This window comes from Acidovorax sp. 62 (assembly GCF_002754495.1).
In the GTDB taxonomy this organism is placed as follows: Bacteria; Pseudomonadota; Gammaproteobacteria; order Burkholderiales; family Burkholderiaceae_C; genus Acidovorax.
The window spans coordinates 642,636-663,231 of sequence record NZ_PEFJ01000001.1 but is presented as its reverse complement, the minus strand read 5'-3'; the positions used below and the strand labels follow the sequence as shown (position 1 = coordinate 663,231).

At 61.2% G+C, this 20,596-nt stretch carries 18 protein-coding genes; 16 read left to right on the top strand and 2 right to left on the bottom strand.

Annotated features, from left to right (window positions below; genetic code table 11):
- Positions 1-148 precede the first annotated feature (148 nt).
- Positions 149-715 carry a MarR family winged helix-turn-helix transcriptional regulator gene (locus CLU86_RS02980; RefSeq protein ID WP_099740556.1) on the top strand — a complete coding sequence of 189 codons (567 nt, stop codon included), beginning with the start codon at positions 149-151 and terminating at the stop codon, positions 713-715.
- Between the two features lie 398 nt (positions 716-1,113).
- Here the strand turns inward: CLU86_RS02980 and CLU86_RS02975 are convergent, their stop codons facing one another.
- Complete coding sequence (locus tag CLU86_RS02975) at positions 1,114-1,671, bottom strand: ABC transporter substrate-binding protein (protein WP_369803801.1); 558 nt, start codon at positions 1,669-1,671, stop codon at positions 1,114-1,116.
- A 67-nt stretch (positions 1,672-1,738) separates the two neighbouring features.
- Between CLU86_RS02975 and CLU86_RS22765 the strand changes: the two genes are divergently transcribed.
- The 15 genes from CLU86_RS22765 to CLU86_RS02905 all read left to right on the top strand — a co-directional run bounded on the left by CLU86_RS22765 (position 1,739) and on the right by CLU86_RS02905 (position 19,957).
- Positions 1,739-1,897 (top strand): hypothetical protein, encoded by a 159-nt coding sequence (locus CLU86_RS22765; RefSeq protein ID WP_158236294.1) that lies wholly within the window; start codon positions 1,739-1,741, stop codon positions 1,895-1,897.
- A gap of 554 nt (positions 1,898-2,451) precedes the next feature.
- Positions 2,452-2,832: a response regulator transcription factor gene (locus CLU86_RS02970; protein WP_233194754.1), complete on the top strand. Its 381-nt coding sequence runs from the start codon at positions 2,452-2,454 to the stop codon at positions 2,830-2,832.
- Between the two features lie 54 nt (positions 2,833-2,886).
- Positions 2,887-4,815 carry a methyl-accepting chemotaxis protein gene (locus CLU86_RS02965; protein WP_099740554.1) on the top strand — a complete coding sequence of 643 codons (1,929 nt, stop codon included), beginning with the start codon at positions 2,887-2,889 and terminating at the stop codon, positions 4,813-4,815.
- A gap of 14 nt (positions 4,816-4,829) precedes the next feature.
- Positions 4,830-6,386 (top strand): chemotaxis protein CheW, encoded by a 1,557-nt coding sequence (locus CLU86_RS02960; RefSeq protein WP_099740553.1) that lies wholly within the window; start codon positions 4,830-4,832, stop codon positions 6,384-6,386.
- Between the two features lie 20 nt (positions 6,387-6,406).
- Positions 6,407-7,495, top strand: a complete 1,089-nt coding sequence (cheB, locus tag CLU86_RS02955; protein ID WP_099740552.1) for a chemotaxis-specific protein-glutamate methyltransferase CheB — start codon at positions 6,407-6,409, stop codon at positions 7,493-7,495.
- 14 nt (positions 7,496-7,509) lie between these two features.
- The gene (locus tag CLU86_RS02950; RefSeq protein ID WP_099740551.1) at positions 7,510-8,148 is read left to right on the top strand and encodes a HEAT repeat domain-containing protein; all 639 of its coding nucleotides are present in this window, start codon (positions 7,510-7,512) and stop codon (positions 8,146-8,148) included.
- Positions 8,149-8,154: 6 nt separating this feature from the next.
- Complete coding sequence (locus CLU86_RS02945) at positions 8,155-8,991, top strand: protein-glutamate O-methyltransferase CheR (RefSeq protein ID WP_099740550.1); 837 nt, start codon at positions 8,155-8,157, stop codon at positions 8,989-8,991.
- A gap of 4 nt (positions 8,992-8,995) precedes the next feature.
- On the top strand, positions 8,996-9,367 hold the full coding sequence (locus tag CLU86_RS02940; protein ID WP_099740549.1) for a PleD family two-component system response regulator: 372 nt from the start codon (positions 8,996-8,998) through the stop codon (positions 9,365-9,367).
- Positions 9,364-12,111, top strand: coding sequence for a chemotaxis protein CheA (locus tag CLU86_RS02935; protein WP_099740548.1), 2,748 nt, complete (start codon positions 9,364-9,366; stop codon positions 12,109-12,111). Before CLU86_RS02940 ends, CLU86_RS02935 begins: the two co-directional genes overlap by 4 nt.
- On the top strand, positions 12,111-12,368 hold the full coding sequence (locus tag CLU86_RS02930; RefSeq protein ID WP_099740547.1) for a hypothetical protein: 258 nt from the start codon (positions 12,111-12,113) through the stop codon (positions 12,366-12,368). The genes CLU86_RS02935 and CLU86_RS02930 overlap by 1 nt, the downstream gene beginning before the upstream one ends.
- A 3-nt stretch (positions 12,369-12,371) precedes the next feature.
- Positions 12,372-12,746: a response regulator gene (locus CLU86_RS02925; RefSeq protein ID WP_099740546.1), complete on the top strand. Its 375-nt coding sequence runs from the start codon at positions 12,372-12,374 to the stop codon at positions 12,744-12,746.
- Positions 12,747-12,761: 15 nt separating this feature from the next.
- The gene (locus CLU86_RS23225) at positions 12,762-14,039 is read left to right on the top strand and encodes a methyl-accepting chemotaxis protein (RefSeq protein ID WP_099740545.1); all 1,278 of its coding nucleotides are present in this window, start codon (positions 12,762-12,764) and stop codon (positions 14,037-14,039) included.
- Between the two features lie 5 nt (positions 14,040-14,044).
- Positions 14,045-14,803: a ParA family protein gene (locus CLU86_RS02915; protein WP_099740544.1), complete on the top strand. Its 759-nt coding sequence runs from the start codon at positions 14,045-14,047 to the stop codon at positions 14,801-14,803.
- 100 nt (positions 14,804-14,903) lie between these two features.
- The gene (locus tag CLU86_RS02910; protein ID WP_099740543.1) at positions 14,904-17,111 is read left to right on the top strand and encodes a PAS domain-containing sensor histidine kinase; all 2,208 of its coding nucleotides are present in this window, start codon (positions 14,904-14,906) and stop codon (positions 17,109-17,111) included.
- A complete protein-coding gene (locus CLU86_RS02905; RefSeq protein WP_099740542.1) occupies positions 17,111-19,957 on the top strand; it encodes a CHASE domain-containing protein in 2,847 nt (948 codons plus the stop codon). Before CLU86_RS02910 ends, CLU86_RS02905 begins: the two co-directional genes overlap by 1 nt.
- Before the next feature lie 35 nt (positions 19,958-19,992).
- On the opposite strand, the gene CLU86_RS02900 is transcribed toward CLU86_RS02905, so the two are convergent.
- Positions 19,993-20,415 (bottom strand): group II truncated hemoglobin, encoded by a 423-nt coding sequence (locus CLU86_RS02900; RefSeq protein WP_099743239.1) that lies wholly within the window; start codon positions 20,413-20,415, stop codon positions 19,993-19,995.
- Between the last annotated feature and the right edge of the window lie 181 nt (positions 20,416-20,596).

Here is a 20,596-nt window from a genome sequence, read left to right as displayed (position 1 = left end):
GGAAAAAGGGCTGTGCGCGAAGTGCGCTGGGTAGCCAATGCAACTGGGTTGAGTACACAACTATATGCCCTTATTAAAACCATTGAGCACTCAAGTGAATAGCAAAGTGTGCTTGGACAGTGCATCGGGCTGATAGACAATCTGCACGATGACAAACCAGTCGACGACGGACATCGACCCTGTGAACCCTTGCGCCTACAAAAGAGAAGCGCTGGGGGATTTGCCGTGCACGAACATCTCGATCCGGCGGGCGGCCCGCAGGCTAGCGTATCTGTACGACGAGGCGGCAGAGTGTGTGGACTTGAAAGCAACCCAAGTCACCCTGGCGGGCACGATCGACCAGATGACCGATGTTCAAACGGCGCTGGGCCCAACGCTGCTGGAGCTGGCCGCCGGGCTCGCGATCCAGATTTCGGCACTGACCCATGCGCTGAGGCCTTTGGTGCGCGATGGGCTCATCACCCTGCAACCTGATGCCCAAGACAAACGCACCAAGCGTGCGGCACTCACCGAGCACGGGAAGGCGCGCCTCAAGCAGGCATTGCAGGCGTGGTCTGCCGTGAACCACCGCGTAGAAGAGGTGCTGGGGCCTGAATCCGCAGGCATGCTGAGGGCGTTGGCCGATCAGGTGGCGTCTGATGGTTTTTTGCTGGCCTACCGAGACGCGGCCGAACGGCAAAAGGTTGGATTGGGCGCGCGCCCCTGCCCTTCATAGCCTGCGACCATCCGCCGAAGGGATGCAGCCCCGCAGGTGACCGGTTCAGCCAAACTGCGCAGGGGCTGCTGCGAGCGAGCGCAAGATCATGGCCCGCCGCCTGATCCACGCCCACCGACAACACTGAACCTCAGCCAGAACACCTAGGGATGACCTGCATAACTCCCTGCGGTCTGTGGCACCGCGGCCTCGGGCGGTCCGCTGCGTTGCTTTTCTTGCCAATAGCCGGGCTATTGGCTGCCAAAAGACGCCTTGCGTCCCATCCCGATCCGCGCTACCACCGCCTCGCGAGGGTGATGCAGGTCATCCCTAGCAAAACGGGCCCTCGCGGCCCGTTTTTTTACCTGCCGTCCAACCCTGCATAGGGGTCGGCACAGGAAGCGCCCTGCCCTGCGGGCCTACTTGGTGGCAGCCCTGGCAGCGTCTGCCTTGGCTTTGGCCTCGGTGGCCTTGCGCTGCAGTTCGGCCGCTTCCTTGTCTGCAGCCTCTGCATCCTTGGGTTTGTTGACTTTGCGTGCCGCCTCGGCGCGGGCTTTGGCTTCGTCGGTTTTGCGCTGCAACTCCGCCGCCTCTTTGTCTGCTGCTTCAGCTTCCTTGGCTTTCTTTTCCTTGTCGGATGGCGCGTTGGCATTGGCCAGCGCATTGCCAGCCATGCTGCCTGCCACGGCGCCTACGGCGACCGCCCCCATGGTGCCCATCATGCTGGGCGCTGCTGCCGGGGCTGCAGCGGGTGCAGCCGATGTTGCGGCAGGGGCGGCCGTGGCCGGGGTGGCAGCCGCTGGTGCGGCCGGGCTCGTGGCCTTGGTCGCTGCGGGGGCCGCTGGCGCCGGTGCGCTGCGGGTGGGCTGCACGGATTTGCCACCACCCAGCCGCTTGGCGTGGGCAAGGTGCGGCGCCAGCAAAGCGGCCATGGCCAAGGCTGCAACGGCGGCAGAGGAACGGGTCGATATCTTCATGGGTGGTGGTTTGTCTCTGTCAACAATGACCGGGCCATTGTGCAAAGAAGGGCCCTAAAACACCCGCATGGGCCTATGGGTGATGGGTGTATGGCGCAGCGCTGGCTTGGTGCTGCGCACCATGGGCGTCGCCCTGCACGCCTTGGTTGCCCAGACCGTGGGGCGCAGCCATGAGATGCCCGCGCAACCGAGCAGCTCGGTGCTGCTCGGTGTAGGCGGGCTCTAACTCCATCCCCCCCATGGAAATGGCCGGAGCGTCATTTTTCATAGTCCGAATTGCCCCTAGCGCTTTATACACAAGCGCTAGCAGCTATATTTTTTATAGCAATATTCGACAATGCAGTGCTGTATCTCAGTCACCAGGCTGGGCAGCACCTCACGCTGCCGCTGGCAACGTGCAGGGCACGCACATCGCCCTGCCAGAGTGCCAGCCCTTCTTGCCACAGGCCAACACCACGGCCCGCCCCTCGCTGCACAAAGCCGGGTGCAGTAACAACCCGCTGCGCAGACATGGGCCACCGCCCCCCTTCAGCCCCAAGGGCTGCGCTGTCGCTGGGCGTGTTCGGAGTGCGGCCAGGGTCCATGCAAGCCTTGGTACATAAATTTGACATTTACGCGCAAGAACACCGGACCGAAAAATCAATTTCAATGTTTTTTTGAAACAAAAAGAATCAAAAAAAGCATTTGTATCGTATGATTTATCAAAAATCGGCCACGCAAAGTGAATGCCGTTCAACAAAATTCGCCAAAAGGTATCATTTTTATCAAAAGGACAAGGCAGTGGCAAAGACTGTGCTCACCATTGACGACCAAGCGGACATACGCCGACTGGTGCGAATGACTTTGGAGTTTGATGGCTACAAGGTCTTGGAAGCCAGCGACGGGGAAGAAGGCCTGCACCTTGCGCGCACCCACAAGCCAGACCTGGTGCTGCTGGACGTGATGATGCCCGGCCTGGACGGTCTGGCCGTCAGCACCACGATGCGTGCAGACCCTGCGCTCAAGAACATTCCCGTCGTGATGCTCACCGCACTGGACCGCGACAGTGACATGGATGCGGGCATGGAGGCGGGGGCGAAGGCCTATCTGAACAAGCCATTTGGCCCCGTAGAACTTCTCAAACTGATCGTGCATTTGCTGGGCCAACGCGCCCCAGCCTGAGCCCCCTCCCCCACGTTCCCCACCATCCCCCAACCGACCTGAAAGGAGCCTGTCATGGCACTCGTCAAAAAGCCTGTTTCCAGCGTATCCACCACAGAACATAGTGCCAACGCCAGCTCCCGCAGCTCGGCCAGCGCAACCCGCGAGGCCGAACAGCAACGCAAGCGTGCCCGCACACTGGCCAAGCAGCAACAGGCGGCAGAGCGCATTGCCGCCGCAACGGGGCAAATGTCCTCTGGTATCGCAGAAGCAGCGTCGGCCGCCGAAGAGCTCAAACGTTCGGCAGACCAGATTGCCACAGGCGCAGAAGAAGCATCCAGTGCCGCCCAGGAATCCTTGGCAGCCTTCAAGCAGGTAGAAGGCTCCGTCACCCGGCAGCTCAAAAATGCGGATATCAGCCGCGACAAAGCCGAAGCGTGCCAAGGCCTGGTGGCACGCACCAGCGCCGAAGTGGCAGCCCTGGTCAGCAACGTTGCGGTGTCTGCCGAACGCCAAGCGGGCTCGGTGGCAATGGTGGCTGAGCTGGAAAAGCAGGCGGCCAACATTGGCGACATCGTCAAGGCCGTGGCACGCATTGCAGACCAAACCAATTTGCTCGCCCTGAACGCGGCCATTGAAGCGGCCCGTGCAGGCCAGCACGGCAAAGGCTTTGCCGTGGTGGCCGACGAAGTGCGCACCCTGGCAGAAACCTCGGAAAAAAGCGCCAAGCAGATTCAGGACCTGGTCGGCCAGATCCAGCAAGAGGTGAAGGTCATTGCCGATGGCATTGGCGAGTCTGCCAAGACGGTGGAGAGCGAAGTCCAAAACGGCAAAGTGATCACCCAGCAGCTCGACCAGATCCGCAACGACGCAGTAGAGATCGTCAAGGGCGTCAACGAAATTGCCACGGGCGCCCAGCAATCTGCGGTGGCCACACGCCAGGCGCTCAAGGGAGCGGAAGACATTGCGGCAGCAGCACAGGAGCAGTCAGCAGCCGCCGAAGAAGCGGCCAAAACCGTGGCAGAACAGGCCCTGGCCCTGGCGCAAAGCGAGCAAACCGCAGCCAGCCTTTCGGAGCTCTCTGAGGACTTGAAAAACTCGACCGATGTGGCCAAGAGCGCCGAAGAAGTGGCGTCGGCAGCAGAAGAGCTGTCGTCTGCAGTGCAAGAGATCAGCCGCTCTGGCGCGCAGATCATGACGGCCATCGATCAGATCCGCAAAGGCGCTGAAGTGCAGTCCGCAGGCACGGAAGAGTCTGCAGCGGCCATCAGCCAGATCGAGCGGGGCGCGCAAATGGCCATGGAGCGCGGCAAAACCGGCGGCGAAAAAGTGGCGGCCATCCGCCAACTGCTGGCAGTGAACAAAACCACGGTGGACTCCCTGATTGCCAACGTGTCCTCTTCTGCAGAGGCCACACGCCTGAGCATCCGCCAGGTCAAAGAGCTGGAGCTGGTGTCGCGCCGCATCGACAAGATCGTGGACGCCATCACCACAGTGTCTATCCAGACCAACATGCTGGCGGTGAACGGCTCCATTGAAGCGGCCCGTGCCGGTGAGTTTGGCAAAGGCTTTGTGGTGGTTGCCACCGACATCCGCAACCTGGCCCAGGACTCTGCAGAGAACGCAGACCGCATCAAAGACCTGGTCAAGGCCATTCAAGACCAAATTGAAGTGGTGGGCCGCGACCTGGGTGAGATTGTGCTCACGGCATCGGCTGAAGTGGAAAAGGCCAAGCTCACCACCGTCAACCTGCAAACGATCGAGACAGACATCATGGAAGTGGAGCGCGGCACCACCGAAATCCTGGCGGCGGCCACTGAGATCGGCGCTGCAGTCACGCAGGTCAAACGCGGTGTAGAGCAGATTTCTTCGGCCGCACAAGAAGCGGCCAAGGCTTCCGACGAAGCCGCCGCTGCGGCCCGCCAGCAGTCCCAAGGTGCGGAAGAGCTTGCCGCCGCCATTGAAGAAGTGGCATCGCTCGCAGACGAGCTGCAAAGCGCCTGAACCAGGGGCATGTCATGACCCAAGAATCTCTGTCTGAATCCACTGCAGGCCCCACGGCCAGCAGCGAACCCGATGGCTCGGGCACTTGCCAGTACGTGACCTTCACCGCCGGTGACGAAGTGTTTGCCGTCGAAATGGCGCCCGTACAGGAAATCATCCGCGTACCGGAGGTCGTGCGCGTACCGCTGGCCCCCCCCACGCTGGAGGGCCTGGCCAACCTGCGCGGCAAGGTGCTGCCGATCGTCTCCCTGAGGCGGGCCCTGGGCTTTGCCGATCGGGAAAGCGACGACGCATCCCGCGCTGTGGTGATCGACATCGGCCAGCCCATGGGCTTTGTGGTGGACCGCGTGGCCAGCGTGGTGGGTGTGGACGCCTCCAAGATCGAAGGGGTTCAAGGCATTGGCAGCACCGTCAATGCCGACCTGCTCTCGGGCCTGATCAAGGACGTGGGCGGCCACGCCATGGTCATGGTGCTGAACTTTGAAAAGCTGATCGCTCAGGAGTTTGCTCAGCTCAGTCAGCTGGGCCAAAGCCATGCACTGGCGGGCGCCATGGAGCCAAGCAGCCACGACCAAGGCCATGCCACGGGCAGCAGCGAGGAAGAACTGCACCTGGTCAGCTTTGACGTGATGGGCCAGGAATACGCCATCGCGATCGAGGATGTCCAGGAAATCGTTCAGGTCCCCGATCTGATCATCAAAGTACCGCGCGCGCAGTCCCATGTCATCGGCATCATGACTTTGCGCAACCGCCTTCTGCCGCTGGTCGGGCTGCGCCGCATGTTTGCCATGCCGGATCCGTCTGCCAACGAGCAAAGCCGCATCGTCGTGGTGTCGATTGCGGGCACATCGGTGGGCATCGTGGTGGACAACGTCAATGAAGTGCTCAGAGTCCCTCGTGCCGACGTGGAAGGCATGCCCAGCATGCTGGCCCGCAGTGGCGATATGGCGGACATCACCGACATCTGCAGGCTCGCGGGTGGAGACAGACTGGTCTCCATCGTCTCTACAGAAAACCTCTTCCGCCATTCCGCCATCCAGGAGGCATTGACCGCCGTGAACGCCCAAGACATGCAGACAGGCACCACCACCGTCCGTGACGCGGGGGCCGGAGATGATGAACAGGTGGTGGTATTCCGTTTGGGTTCCGAGGAGTTCGGCGTGCCCATCGACAGCGTGCAGGAAATCGTCCGGGTTCCAGAGACTCTGACCCACGTTCCCAAAGCCCCGGATGCGGTCGAAGGCGTGATCAACCTGCGTGGCTCGGTCTTGCCCGTGGTGGATCTGCGTCGGCGCCTGGGGCTTGCCTCGGTCGCTCGCAACGAAGGCCAGCGCATTGTGGTGCTGCTCATCAAAGGCGCACGCACCGGCTTCATCGTCGATGCCGTGGCCGAGGTGCTCAAGGTTCCTCGCCAAGCCATTGAACCCGCTCCACGCGTCTCTGCAGAGCAAGCCACGCTGCTGGCCCGGATGGCCAACATCGACAAGCAAAAACGCATGTTGCAGCTCATTGCCCCGGACCACCTGCTCTCCAGCATGGACCTGGCGGGCATGGCCGAGATCAGCGCCTGAGCAAGCAAAGGCGGCACACCATGATCAAACTGCTGATTGTTGACGACTCTGCCCTGATGCGGCGTCAGCTCACGATGCTGTTCCAGACCCAAGGCGATTTTGAGGTGCGCCAGGCCCGCAATGGTGTGGAGGCCGTGGTGGAGAACCGCGACTTCCAGCCTGATGTGGTGACGCTGGACATCAACATGCCGGAAATGGATGGCATCACGGCGCTGTCGCTGATCATGGCCGAGCGCCCAGTCCCGGTGATCATGGTGTCGTCGCTGACCGAAAAAGGGGCCTTGGCAACGTTTGAGGCCTTGAACCTGGGGGCCGTGGACTATGTGGCCAAACCCGGGGGCACGATTTCGCTCTCCCTGGATGTCGTCAAGGCCGAGTTGCTGACCAAGGTGCGGGGCGCCGTGCGCGCCCGGCCCACGCGCAAGCCCAGTGGGGCCATCGCGTCCAGCGCCCATCGCGCACAGCCCCTCAAGGCACGCGAGACCCCGGTGCGTGCCAGCTTCAAGGCGGCGGAGCAGCCTGCGCCAGGCAAAAACGGCGTGCTGCTGGTGGGCGTGTCCACCGGCGGGCCACGGGCGCTGGAAGAAGTCCTGCCCGCACTGCCTGCAGATTTTCCGTGGCCTGTGCTGGTGGCACAGCACATGCCTGCCAGCTTTACCGCACCCTTTGCCGCACGCCTGAACGCAGTGTGTGCGCTGGAGGTGGTCGAAGCCTCGCGCCCCATGGCCATGGAGGCTGGGCGCATCTACGTCGCCAAGGGCGGTGCCGACATGATCGTGACCCGCCGAGGCGGCACGCTCACCGTGCTGCCCAAGCCCGAGGCGTCTGAATACCTGTGGCACCCCTCGGTAGAACTGATGGCCCGCTCTGCGCTGGAACACATCGATGCGCATCGGCTGGTGGGCGTGATGCTCACAGGCATGGGGTACGACGGCGCAGACGCTTTCACCGAAATCAAACAACGCGGAGGCCGCACCGTGGCCGAGTCCGAAGACACCGCGGTGGTCTTCGGCATGCCAGGCGAGCTGATTGCTCGCGGGGGTGCGTCGTTGGTACTGCCCCTGGACAAAGTGGCTGCACAGGTCAAAGCCTGGGCCGCCCGCTCATAAAAAGGAACGCCATCATGGGGTTGATCAAATCACCAGAGCCAGCCGCGCAACAGCCCAGCGAAGAACTACAGCGCACCATCCGACCCGAGCGAGATTGCGCCGTGTTGGCCGCTCAGTTGCAAGACATGCGGGCCATTGCCAGACGTTGGGCTGCCAGAGACCTCATCGACTGCCCGAACTGCAGCCAATTGCTGACGCAACGCTTGCCCCACGAACAAGACGACTCGGTGAGAGAGGTCATTTTGACCACCTTGGTGAGGATTGGAGACGCAACCGCAGTCGACGCACTGGTCGAATGCCTGCGCAGCGAAGACGCAGCGCTGCGCAATGAATCGGTCGAAGCCCTCAAACAGTTGCCTGATGCGGTTGCCCCCCTCATGCGCCAATTGCTGGCCGATGAAGACAGCGATGTGCGCATCTTTGCGGTGAACGTCCTGGAGTCACTGAGACACCCCTCGGTGGAGGCGTGGCTGATCGACGTGATTGCCAATGACGCCCACATCAATGTGTGCGCCACTGCGGTGGACTTGCTGGGCGAAGTGGGTTCGTCCTCGGCAGTGCAGCCCCTGAACCAGCTCAAGGCGCGCTTCGCGCACGAGCCCTACATCCAGTTTGCGGCCAACCTGGCGCTCAAGCGGATTCAGGAAAGTTGAGTCACCATGACTTCGCCCACCCTCAGCGACGAAGACTTCGACAAGTTCCGCGAGTTCTTCTACCGCAAGACTGGCATTCAGTTTGAAGCCAGCAAGCGGTACTTTGTCGACAAGCGCTTGCTCGATCGCATGGCAGCCACCGACAGCGCATCGTTTCGCGCTTACTTCACCATGCTGCGCTTCCAAGCCTCCGGCGAAGAGCTGCAATCCCTGACCAACCTCATGACGGTCAACGAGACCTACTTCTTTCGCGAGGAGTACCAGTTCCGTTGCCTCGTCAATTCGCTGCTGCCAGACCTGATAGCCCGCAAAAAGGACAAGGCGCCGCTGCGCATCTGGGTGCTGCCGTCCTCCTCTGGAGAGGAAGCGTATTCCATCGCCATCTGCCTGCTGGAGCGCTGGGCGCTGCTGAACGAATACGACATTGAAATCGTCGCCTCAGACATTGACACGCACATCCTGGCCGCTGCGCGGGCGGGGCTGTACTCGCCACGTGCGGTCGCACAAATGCCAGCGTCTTACCTGCAAAAGTACTTTCGCCACACCAGCGCGGGGTACCAGCTGATCGATGACGTTCGCTCCAGCGTGGAGTTCACACGGGTGAACCTGTCAGACAGGGCCGACACCCGGGGCTACCGGGACTTTGATGTCGTCTTCTGTCGCAACCTGCTCATTTACTTTGATGACGTGTCGCGCAAGGCGGCCGCAGAGACGTTCTATGACGCCATGAAGCCCGGCGGCTTCATCTGTCTGGGGCACTCCGAGTCCATGAGCCGCATTTCTTCCCTCTACAGGGTACGCAAGTTCCCGGAGGCCATCGTTTACCAGAAAGCCATGGAGTGAGGCCATGAAACGGATTTTGATTGTTGACGATGCAGCCACCGTGCGCATGTACCACCGGGGCATCTTAGAGAGCGCGGGCTATGCCGTCGAAGAGGCAGTCAATGGACTGGAAGCGCTGGAAAAAGCGCTGCTCACTCCGTTCGATCTGTACCTGGTCGACGTGAACATGCCCAAGCTCGATGGCTACGGGTTCCTGTGCCAGCTGCGGCTGCAACCCCTGGAGCAAGTGCCTGTGATCATGGTGTCGACCGAAGCCACCGAGCAAGATCGCCTGCGCGCATTTGCCTCGGGGGCCAATTTCTACCTGATCAAGCCCACGCGCCCCGACCAGCTTCTGGCCCCCATTCATCTCTTCCTGAAAGGGGGGCGGCCATGAACGAACTGCTGGAACAGTTTTTTGCAGAAGCACGTGACGCATTGGAGGGCATTGCCACCAAGCTGATGGAGCTTGAAAGCGCCCCCGACGATGTGGAGCTGATGACCCAGCTTTTCAGGCTGGTGCACACGCTCAAAGGCAATAGCGGGCTGTTTGATTTTCCTGAGATGACACGCGTGCTGCACGCAGGCGAAGATTTGATGGACGCCGTGCGCAACCAGCGGGTTGGCTATTCACAGACCCTGGCAGACCGCCTGCTCAACGCCATGGATTTTGTCGGCATGCTGTGCGATGAGGCAGAGAGTGGCCAGCCCCCTGGTGCAGCCGTTGCCCACCAGGCCCTGCAGCTGGCGGACTCGCTGCGCGAACTCCTCGCGCAAAACAGTTCAGCGCCTGACAGCGGCAATGCAGCAGAACTGGCAGCGCCCGCAATCCCCACGCAAACGCCCGCACCTGCGCCTGCCAACCAGATGCCAGCTCCCCATCTGCTGGGCCGGGTGCCAGAAGCCCAACGCATGCAGGCATGGCAGCTGGCACACACGGGTCAATCGCTTTTTTGGGTCCACTATCGCCCCGATGAAGAGTGCTTTTTTCAGGGCGACGACCCCCTGCACCAGGCCCGCATATGCCCCGGCCTGCTGTGGGGCGGTATCGCCGAGCGCGGTGCCTGGCCCCCATTGAATGAACTGGATGCCTACCGCTGCCAGCTGGATTTTCACCTGATGGTGGGCGTGGCAAGGGAGGAACTGGAAGCCCATTTCCGCTATGTACCCGACCAAATCACTGTGACGGAAATACCCGCCATGGCGTTGGTAATCCCGCAAGGCGACACCAATGGTGGTGCGGTGTACGAGGACTTTGTCTGTGACGCCCTGGCGTTCTTAGAAAAAGGCTTTCTCGCGAGCTTGCGCCGCGCCGTGGACAGCATGCTGGAGTTGTCCAACCCTGCACTGTGGCTTGCCAGCGCACTGAGGTGGCTCCAGCGCATGCTGGAGCAGCGCACACCTGACGTGGATGCGATCAAGGCGTTGGTCGTCTCCTTGCGCACCCTGGACCTCCCCATCGACCCAGCGCTGGCACTGGCACAGCCCCACCCTACCGAAGCGAAAGCGGTGAATGCCGCTGCGCAAACACAGGCCGCAACGGAGCCACAGCCAGACCCGCAAACCCTGGCGTCTGTATTGCAAACCCAGCGCCAGATCCTGGCGCTGCCGGACGACGTGCCCTGGCTGGCTGGCAGGCTCAAAGGCGTGGTGGCCGTACTCGAATCCTGTCTGCAGGCCGCGGGGCGCTCGGCCCAGGTGCCGCATTTGACGCAGGCGGGCGAAGCCGCGTTGCAAGCCAACAGCGCTGCACCACTGGCACGTTGGCTGGATGCCTTGCTGGCATCACCAGCCCACACGCAAGCCGACGCCGCAGCACCCTCTGCTGCCAACACGGCACAGAAGATCCCCTCGGCGCCAACGCCTCTGGCAACGGACGGTGGAGCCGACAACACCATGGATGGCAACGCCCTTGAAGGCGATGCAAGCGAAGGTCGCTTTGTGCGCAAGGCCGATGAGCCGCACAGCCCGAAAAGCCTCAAGGTCGAGCAATCCAAAATTGACCGATTGATGAACCTCATTGGCGAGATGGTGGTGGCCAAGAATGCCATTCCCTACTTGGCCAATCGGGCAGAGACGCACTATGGTGTGCGAGATCTTTCCAGGGAAATCAAGGCCCAGTACGCCGTCATCAACCGCATCTCGGAAGAGATGCAGGACGCAATCATGCAAGTGCGCATGATGCCCGTGTCTTTCGTATTCCAGCGCTTTCCCCGCCTGGTGCGAGACACCTCACGCCGCTTGGGCAAAGAGGTCCATCTGGTGCTGGAAGGACAAGAGACTGCCGCAGACAAAAACATCATCGAATCCCTGGGCGACCCTCTGGTGCACATGGTGCGCAACAGCCTGGACCATGGGCTGGAGCTACCCGAAACACGCAAAGCGCAGGGCAAACCTGAAGCAGGCACATTGCGCATCAGCGCCCGCCAGGAGGCAGACCGTGTGCTGATTGAAATCAGCGACGACGGCAAGGGCATTGATTCTGCCGTCATCAAGCGCAAAGCCTATGAAAAGGGTTTGATTGATGAGGCCACACTGGAGCGCATCAGCGACCAGGAAGCCATCCAGCTGATTTTTCTGCCGGGCTTCTCTACCGCAGAGACCGTGTCGGACCTGTCGGGCCGGGGCGTCGGCATGGACGTGGTGAGGACGGCGATTGAACGCGTCAACGGAACGGTTTCTCTGTCCAGCGTGCTGGGCCAGGGCACCCAGATTCGCCTGTCGTTGCCCCTGTCCATGGCTGTCACCAACGTGATGACGATTGAGGCCGCAGGCCAAATCTTCGGGGTTCCGATGGACTCGGTCATCGAAACCGTGCGTGTTCCGCACACAGCGGTTCGCAGCATCAAGCAAGGCATGGTGACCGTTCTGCGCGGCAAGGTGCTGGCGTTGAGGTCACTCAATCAGCTGCTGGGGCTGGCCATGCCGCCTTTGACCAACGACCGTGATGAGCTGGCGGTGCTGGTGGTGCGCGTAGGCGACGACGTCTTCGGCCTGCTGGTCGACGATTTCCAGGAAACCGCAGACATCATCCTCAAACCCATGGTGGGCGTGCTGGCCAGCCTGCGCGCCTATGCAGGCTCTGCCCTGATGGGCGACGGCTCGGTGCTGATGGTTCTGAACATCAAGGAGATGATCTGATGCCCATCGAACTGCGAAAAAACAAGGTGGTTTTCAAGGATGTGGTCGGCGTGGAAGACGCAGAGACGATCCTGGCCTGGCTGCAGAAAAAGCCAGGGCTCGCCGCAGACCTGTCCGCCTGCTCACACCTGCACCCCGCGAATTTACAGGTCCTCCTTGCCGCCCAAACCAAGGTACTGGCCTGGCCCAACGACCTCCCGTTGCGCGGCTTTATTGAATCCGTTTTTATTTCCCATGAGCAGCAGAAAGGCAAGTGAATCATGGCCAAAACTATTCTGATCGTTGATGACTCCGTCACCATGACCTTGAGCTTGAAGTCCAGCCTGGAGCTCAATGGCTTCAAGGTTGAGACCGCATCCGATGGCGTACAGGCGCTGGACAAACTCAAGGCCGGCTTCAAGCCGGACCTGATCATCACCGACATCAACATGCCCCGCATGGGGGGCATGGAGTTGATCCGCATGGCCAAGGCGTTGCCTGGTTTGCGCTTCACGCCCATCCTGACGCTCACCACCGAGAGCGATCCCAAGAAGCGTGAAGAAAGCAAGAAGCTGGGGGCCACAGGTTGGCTCGTCAAACCCGTCTCTGGCCCGGACCTGGTGAAGATCGTCAAGCAAGTCGTTCCAGGTGCTTGAGTGGAGGTATGTTCCATGTCCACCCATACGCTTTCACCCGCCAGGAGAATGCCTCGGCTGGTGTTCATCGTGGTGCGCTCCGCACCTTCATTCATCGGCATTTGCTCGCTGGCAATCCTGATCGGGTGGATGGCTCAGGTGTACCTTTTGCCGCAGGCCCCGGCTGCGGGCCACTGGTGGCCTACGCTGTCCATGGTCCTGGTTGCGGGCCTGCCAGCCTGTGCGGCGGCCTTGCTTAGCGCACTGGCTTTTGCCCCCGGGCTCAGCGCCAAGGGGCGCCGCAAGCACCGCAGCATGCCTGTTTCGCAAGCGGTCCATGAGGTTCGCGACGTCGCGCCCTACCTGGCAATCCTCAGTGAACAACTGGGAGGCTCCCTCAAGGAAACAGAAACAGGGGTCGTCTCCTTGATCACGCTGCTGGACCAAATGCACAACGTCTCCAACGAGCAACTGCGGCGCATTGCCGCGTCGCAAGAAAATGGAAACGAGCTGCTGCAAGTGATCAAGGAGAAGCTGCTAATCGACCAACAGTTGGGAGCCATCCTGCAAATGTTTGTGGACAAGCAGGAAGAGGATGTCAGCGCCAACCTGACCCGCATCCAGCGCCTGCAGGAAGTCAAGGCCCTGACGCCTTTGGTGGACGTGATTGCCCGTGTGGCGCGCCAAACGAACTTTCTGGCCATCAATGCAGCCATCGAGGCTGCGCGGGCTGGCGCTGCGGGCAAGGGGTTTGCCGTGGTGGCCACCGAGATCCGCCAGCTGTCCACCCTCACGGCCGGTGCAGCCACAGAGATTGCCTCCAAGATCAATGCCGCCACCGATGGCATTGACCAGGAACTGGCCAGCGCAGTGGAAGCAGGCAACCGCAACTCCTCCACCGGCAACATGCGCAAGGTGTTGGCCGATATCAAAGGCATGCAAGCGCGCTTTGCCGCCGCATCCAACACCAACCGCATGCAGGAGGTGATTGACGATGTCAGCCAGGGGCACCAGGCACTGGCAGGCCTGTTGACAGAGGCCTTGGGGCAAATCCAGTTCCATGACGTGATGCGCCAACGCGTAGAGCATGTACAAGGCGCCATGCTGGAGCTGGACGAGCACCTGCAGGAGATGGCCGATCAACTGACCGACTCCGCCTGGAACCCCGAAAAAATGACCACGCTGAGAACCCGCCTGGACGCGCAGGTGCAGCGCTATGTCATGCACAGCCAGCTGTCGACCCACCAGTCTGTGACCGGTGGCACTGTAGAAGAGGCCGCTGTCGAAGAGCGGCCCAAGATTGAACTGTTCTGATCGCCATGGGCCGCACCCTGGCAATCAGCAACCGCAAAGGCGGCAGCGGCAAGACCAGCAGCGCTGTAAACATCGCTGCGCAGCTGGCCGCACAGGGGCAACGTGTGCTGCTGGTGGACATGGACACCCAGAGCCATTGCGCGCCGGGTCTGGGCATCAAAGTGCAGCGCAACTCCCCTACGCTGCACGGGTTCATGGCAGGGCACCACGCCTTGGCCGACGCGGTGCTCAAGACGCAATGGACGGGTCTTGACCTGATTGCCGGCGACCCTCTGTTTGACCACGGTTCGGGGATTGGCGGCGAAGACACACTGCGCCGTGCGCTGAGCGATGAGGGGATTCAGGCCCAATATGACATGGTGGTTCTGGACACGCCCCCGTCGCTGGATGGCTTGCTGATGAATGCCCTGTGCGCATCAGACCGGGTCTTGGTCCCCTTTGTGCCCCACTTTCTGGCGGGTGAGGGCGTGCGGCAGCTGGCCCGGGTCTTGTTCCGCATTGCCAGCCGAGGCAGCAACGACAACCTGCGCCTGTTGGGCTTTTTGCCAGTCATGCTGGACAGTCGGATCGTGCAGCACCGCAACGTCATGCAGGGGCTGGCCACACAGTTCGGCCCCACGCGGTTGTTGCCTGGCATACGGAACGACATTCGCATGGTTGAAGCCTTTGCGGCAGGCAAGCCCTTGATCGCCCATTCGCCTGCCAGCCGGGCTGCAGCAGACTACCAAAACGCAGTGCGTGATTTGCTGGAGCGGTGGAAATGACCAAGACACCACGCTCCACGCACACCAAGGCCGCCCGCAATCCCGCTCGCTACGCTCTTTGGGATAGCACCTCCCCGCTTGATCTTCCAAGGCACACGCCATGAACACCCACTCTGCCCCCGCCACCTGTGTGCTGTCTCTGGACCCAGCCAGTGGCATCTATCGCCTCGAAGTCGCTGACGAAAGCTTTGCGCGACTGCTCGCTGTGCCCTTTTCAGGGCCGTTCATGCAAGACTGGCACAACGCTGGACTCCCCCTTCTGTGCACGGAAAGGCTGCGGGATGCGATCGAAAACCAAAGCCAACTGGCGTGGCAAATTGAGTTGGGCGAGGCAGCCACCGCACGCCAAGGCTACTTGCTCAGCGTCAGCCCTGTGGCCACTCAGGAGGCCCCCGCAGCGACCGCAACAAGAGCCAGCGTTTTGCGCAGCGTGGTCACCTTCGCGTCGGCCCCTGTGCGCTGGCCCGCATTGGCGGCACAGGGGCCTGGCAACCAAGACAATTTGCATGTCGAGTTTGCGCTGGATGCCGAGTTGCAATGGACACAGCTGGGCCACGCATGGCAGCAATTGACCGGATATACCCCCCAAGAGAGCCTGGGAACGCCCGTGGCACACATGGTGCACCCCAATGGATTGCAAACGTGGCAGACGCTGAAAGAAAGCACGCAGCTTGGCAAAGGCACGGCGGGAAGAACCCGTCTGCCACTGGTGAGGCGTGACGGCGGCATTTGCTGGGTGGAGCTTGGCTTGGTCAAAGCCCGCAGTGACAGCCCCACACGATCGCAGGAGCCTTTGTGGAAGGGCGACTTGGTAGATGTTTCTGAGTACGTGCGGGGCTGGCAACTCCACCGAGTGCGCGAGCTGGCCTTTGACCAAGCCAGCAACGGCGTGGTGATCACCGACCACACCCTGCCGGGTGAACCCATTGTTTATGTCAACCAGAGTTTTTGCCGCATCACGGGCTACAGCCCGGAAGAAGTCATGGGCTTGTCGTGCTCGTTTCTTCAAGGGTCTGAGAAAGACCAGCCAGAAGCCAGGCTTTTGGGTGAGGCGCTGCGCGAGGGCCGCTCAATCAACGTTCTTCTCAAGAATTTTCACAAAAATGGCTCCATGTTCTGGAACCAGCTCAACATCAGCCCCATGCGGGACCCCCAGACCGGCCTCATCACGCACTACGTTGGACGCCAGACCGATGCGACAGAGCTGAGGCAGCAACTTCTGATGCTCAGAGCTCAGTCAGAAATGCTGCAGGCACTGCACCATGACAACCCCAATGGCATGCTGGCTTTCGACGAAGGCGGCCAGGTCAGCTTGAGCAATCTTGCATTCCGTCAGTTGACAGGGCTCACCACCAACGGCATGCACCGCGCACAGCTGTACCAAGCGCTGCAAACACTGCTGTCGCCGGGCCACGGCGAAATCGCCCAGCTGCTGAGCGAACAGCAAACCACGCACTTGCACTTGGTCAAACCCCAAGAGCGTGTCATTGAAGTACGCAGCGGAGAAAAGCACAAGGACGGAGGACCAGGGCTGCTGGTGTTCCGAGACGTCACCGCAGAGGTGCAGCTGTACAAGATGCAGTCGCATTTCCTCGCAACAGCGGCCCATGAGATGCGAGCCCCCATGGGCAGCATTCGGGGCTTTTCTGAGCTGATGCTGACGCGCGACTACCCGGAGCCTGTGCGCCGGGATCTGGTGGACCGCATCCACCGGCAGGCCAAACGCTTGAGCGACCTACTCAACGACCTGCTAGACCTTTCTCGGATCGAAGCCCAAGGCACTGGGGGGCTGCAGTTAACGCCCGTCAGCCTCCACAGCGCGCTGGAAGATGCCATACGCTCTTTCGACACCTCCGGCCGGGCCGACCAGATTCGGCTGGACAGCCATCTTCAGACGCTGCAAATCAACGTGCATGCATCTAAGTTTGAGCAGGTACTGATCAACTTGCTAAGCAACGCACTGAAATACTCCTCACCCGATTCCGGCCCTGTCACGGTCAAGGCAGACCTCTCTCAAGATGGGCAAGAGGCTCTGATTACGGTGCGCGATCAAGGCATAGGCATGAGCCCCACCACGCTCAAACGCTTGTTCACCAAGTTCTTTCGGGTGGACCCGGATGGAGACATTGAGGGCACGGGGCTGGGGCTGTGCATTGCCAAGGAGCTGACGGAGCGCATGGGTGGGCAGATCACCGTCGAAAGCCAGTTGGGCCAAGGGTCTAGCTTTACCTTGCATTTTCCGCTGGGAACCAGCCTGCTTTACGGTGAGGGCAATCAACCAGCAATGCAACTGAATGGAGCAGGCTGATGAATGCAAACCTTCCTGCCACCGATGAGCATGCCGAGCTCCTCAAACAATACCGCCGCTGGAAATCTTTGGACTGGCGGCCTTCGCTGGTCTTGGTGATCGCGGGTTACAGCGTCTTCTACGGCCTGGGCCTGGTGCTTTCTGCGGGCTTGGCACCCACGGGCCATTGCTTGCTGCCAGCCGTCGGTTTTGCACTGGCAGCCGTCATGGTGCTGGGACGCAAAGCACTGGCGGGCATCTGGCTGGGCCACTGGGGTGGGTTGCTTCTGTCCTGGGGTCTGCTAGGGGGGGAAAGCCCTTGGCCATCCGGCATTACCGACGCCTCTTTTGTCACCCTTCAAGCCTGGGCGGGCCATGCCCTGCTGCACCGCAGCCTGGTTTGGCCTGCAATGCTTCGGGAACCAGGGCAAGTGTTCCGGCTGGTGGGCCTGGGTGCTGTGTCCGCGCTGGTGCACCCCACACTGTCCGCCGCCCAACAATGGATGGCCGGGCCCTCTGCTTGGCGCAGCGCGATGTGGGCGGCTTACGGCGACCAAGCGTTGGCAGGTGCGATGGCCATTGTGCTCATATCCCCTGCACTCATCTTTTGGAGCCTATCAGGCGCCCACTACCGCACGCGCAAGTTTGGTCTTTCGGCCATCGTGATAGCGGGCATGGCGGTGAGCATGGCCGCTGGCCAACTGGTGCTCTCGGCAGAAGTCGAGCTGGTGCGGCAAAGGCTGAGCGAGTCCAATGAGCGGATACACCACGCGCTGCAAAACGACTTGCGAAGCCATGAGGAGGCGCTGCATGCCCTGGCAGCGGCCATTGCAAACAGCCCAGGGGTCGAGAGTGCGGACTTTGCCCGGCTCACCAAACCCCTGCTCGCGCTGGCTGAGAATCTGTACGCACTCTCCTGGAACCCCGTCATTCACGCCCACGAGCGCGCGGGCTTTGAGACCTATTTGGGACAGCAGGCCGAGCGCCAGCCCGCCACCATCACCGAGCGAAATGCTGAAGGCGCACTGGTGCAAGCCGCCTACCGCAACGTGCACGTTGCAGTGCAAGCCATCGAGCCCAGAGCCCAGAACCAGGCAGCCCTGGGCTTTGACATCTACTCAGACGCAGTACGCCGCCAAGCCATTGAAGACGCCCTGCGCACCCGCCGCACCAGCGTGACGCAGCGCATCCGCCTGGTTCAAGACAACACTGCCTCATGGGCTTTGCTAGCGCTTGACCCCGTGCTGCAGCACCATGGCGTGCAACCAGACGGTACGAGCTGGCAAGGCATCAAGGGCTTTGCCACAGCGGTCATTCAGATGGAATCGCTGATCCAGGCCGTGGTGCAACCACAGAAATTCCGCCCCACACACGATGCCGCTGCAGCAGAGATCGCCCTGCAAGCGTATCGGTTTACAGACCTCTCAGCGCCCGAAGCCGCACAGGTGCTTTGGTCATCCGACTGGCCTGCGGACACCACCGAGCAGACCGCAACGTCCGGTTGGCTGGCCCCACTGGCCACACCCAAGCTGCCAAACCCAAGCGTGTACCAATTTGCCTTCATGGGCAACAGGTACCAACTCCAGGCACAGCCCTTGGCCACGTTCTGGACCCACAGCTTATCGGGCCAGCCCCACTTGGTTTTCTCCGTCTGTCTCTTGCTCACCAGTGTGCTGTCGGTGTTGTTTTTGCTCACATCAGGGCAACAGGACCAACTGCGGCACGAAGTGCTGGAACGCACGATTGAGCTGGAGCAAAGCCAGATGGTGTTGCAAGACGCAATGCAGCACTACCGCCAGAACTTGGAACAGCTCACCGCCATCATTGACCAAACACCGGTCGGCTACATGGCATTCGATGCCCAAGACCAATGGGTGTTGGCCAACAAGGCCAGCGAACGCCTGCTGGGCGGCTCCTGGGCAGAGCAACGACCAGCCCTGTCCGCCGTGCTGCAGCACATGGAAGCCCGCTTGAGCATGACGGGCCTGGGAGATTTTTCATTCTCGCAATGGATCTCTCAAGAACTGGCCCACCACAACCCGTCTTGCCGACTGCACCGCGCCAAGCTCCAGTCCGAGGATGGATTGAGCCGCAGTGTAGATATCGAATTCATCCACTACGAGCACGGCCCTATCCGCAAAGTGATGCTGCTGGTAGACGTCACCCAAGATGAGCAACTGGAACACTCCAAGTCCCAGTTCATTGCCAGCGCAGCGCATGAGATTCGCACCCCACTGACCAGCATCCTCGGCTACAGCGAACTACTGCTTGCCAGGCCAGACACCGCACCTGCCTTGCGGCACGACATGCTGTCGCAGATCACACAGCACTCTCGCCAAATCCAGGAGCTGATCACCAAACTATTGAGCGTTGCCGAGCTGGAGCTCAACGGCGCTGCATGCCTCAAGCGGGTAGACACTGAAATGCTCGACTGGGCACAGCAAGTCTGTGCCAGCTTCAAAGTACCAGTGCACCGCATGCCGCCAACGTGGAGTGCACAGGTGCCCGCCGTCAACGGAACGGTGGACCGGCGCAAGCTGCAACGCGCGGTGCACGAGCTGCTGTCCAACGCCTACCTGTTCTCCCCGCCTGACAGCGAAGTGCGGGTGGAACTGCTCAAAGGTCAACTCAAGAGCGGCGCGGCGGCGGTGGAACTGCGGGTCAGCAACGAGGGCGCAGGGATGACCGAGCCCCAGCTTGCCAGAGCCAAAGAGCGGTTCTACCGCGTCGATCAATCCGGAGAGCATCCAGGCTTTGGTCTGGGTCTCACCTTGGCCGACATGATCGTCGGCTTGCACCATGGCGAGCTGCGCCTGCAAAGCCAGCCAGGGCAAGGTCTCACTGCGAGCCTATTGATTCCGCTGTGACCCGAACGGTCCCGGCCTGACCCGCTAGCGGCAACTCATACCCCCTTGTTGCGCATCCAGTCGGCCGTGCCCATGAAGCTCTCGCGCAGACGGGCGCGCAAATCGTCTGGCACGCCGGTCTCGCCCATGGCCTGGTCCATGCAGGCTACCCACTGGTCACGCTCTTTGATGCCGATGGCAAACGGCATGTGCCGCGCACGCAGGCGCGGGTGGCCGAACTGGTCGGTGTAGTACGAAGGGCCGCCGAGCCAGCCGCACAAGAACCAGAACAGCTTTTGCCGGGCGCTGTCCAGCTCTGGGCCGTGGGCCGCACGCAGCTCTGTATAGGCAGGCTCCAAGTCCATCAGGTCGTAGAAGCGGTCGGTCAAGGCCTGTACGCGGGCCTCGCCCCCGATCCACTCAAAGGGGGTTGCAGGAGCCGCGGTGTCGTTGGCTGCGTCGGTAGCGTTGTCGGTCATGCGTGAAAAAAGCGTGGCTAGGTGCCTGAGAAAAAACGGTGTTTCGCTGGGGATACGCAGGGCGTTGCACTGCGGCGTGGCGATGCGCGCAAAGGTGAGGCCGCACAGCATGCGGCGACTAATGATATTTGCATTCCTTATTTCACAGGCAAGCACCGCCCACCTACGCTCATGACCCAAG

Bases quoted from the DNA above. Each gene is read 5' to 3' on its own strand.
- CLU86_RS22765 (WP_158236294.1), top strand. From the start codon at position 1,739: ATGGGCCTATGGGTGATGGGTGTATGGCGCAGCGCTGGCTTGGTGCTG.
- cheB (WP_099740552.1), top strand. From the start codon at position 6,407: ATGATCAAACTGCTGATTGTTGACGACTCTGCCCTGATGCGGCGTCAG.
- CLU86_RS02960 (WP_099740553.1), top strand. From the start codon at position 4,830: ATGACCCAAGAATCTCTGTCTGAATCCACTGCAGGCCCCACGGCCAGC.
- CLU86_RS02905 (WP_099740542.1), top strand. From the start codon at position 17,111: ATGAATGCAAACCTTCCTGCCACCGATGAGCATGCCGAGCTCCTCAAA.
- CLU86_RS02950 (WP_099740551.1), top strand. From the start codon at position 7,510: ATGGGGTTGATCAAATCACCAGAGCCAGCCGCGCAACAGCCCAGCGAA.
- CLU86_RS02965 (WP_099740554.1), top strand. From the start codon at position 2,887: ATGGCACTCGTCAAAAAGCCTGTTTCCAGCGTATCCACCACAGAACAT.
- CLU86_RS02930 (WP_099740547.1), top strand. From the start codon at position 12,111: ATGCCCATCGAACTGCGAAAAAACAAGGTGGTTTTCAAGGATGTGGTC.
- CLU86_RS02910 (WP_099740543.1), top strand. From the start codon at position 14,904: ATGAACACCCACTCTGCCCCCGCCACCTGTGTGCTGTCTCTGGACCCA.
- CLU86_RS02980 (WP_099740556.1), top strand. From the start codon at position 149: ATGACAAACCAGTCGACGACGGACATCGACCCTGTGAACCCTTGCGCC.
- CLU86_RS02940 (WP_099740549.1), top strand. From the start codon at position 8,996: ATGAAACGGATTTTGATTGTTGACGATGCAGCCACCGTGCGCATGTAC.
- CLU86_RS02925 (WP_099740546.1), top strand. From the start codon at position 12,372: ATGGCCAAAACTATTCTGATCGTTGATGACTCCGTCACCATGACCTTG.
- CLU86_RS02915 (WP_099740544.1), top strand. From the start codon at position 14,045: ATGGGCCGCACCCTGGCAATCAGCAACCGCAAAGGCGGCAGCGGCAAG.
- CLU86_RS02935 (WP_099740548.1), top strand. From the start codon at position 9,364: ATGAACGAACTGCTGGAACAGTTTTTTGCAGAAGCACGTGACGCATTG.
- CLU86_RS02945 (WP_099740550.1), top strand. From the start codon at position 8,155: ATGACTTCGCCCACCCTCAGCGACGAAGACTTCGACAAGTTCCGCGAG.
- CLU86_RS02900 (WP_099743239.1), bottom strand. From the start codon at position 20,415: ATGACCGACAACGCTACCGACGCAGCCAACGACACCGCGGCTCCTGCA.
- CLU86_RS23225 (WP_099740545.1), top strand. From the start codon at position 12,762: ATGTCCACCCATACGCTTTCACCCGCCAGGAGAATGCCTCGGCTGGTG.
- CLU86_RS02975 (WP_369803801.1), bottom strand. From the start codon at position 1,671: ATGAAGATATCGACCCGTTCCTCTGCCGCCGTTGCAGCCTTGGCCATG.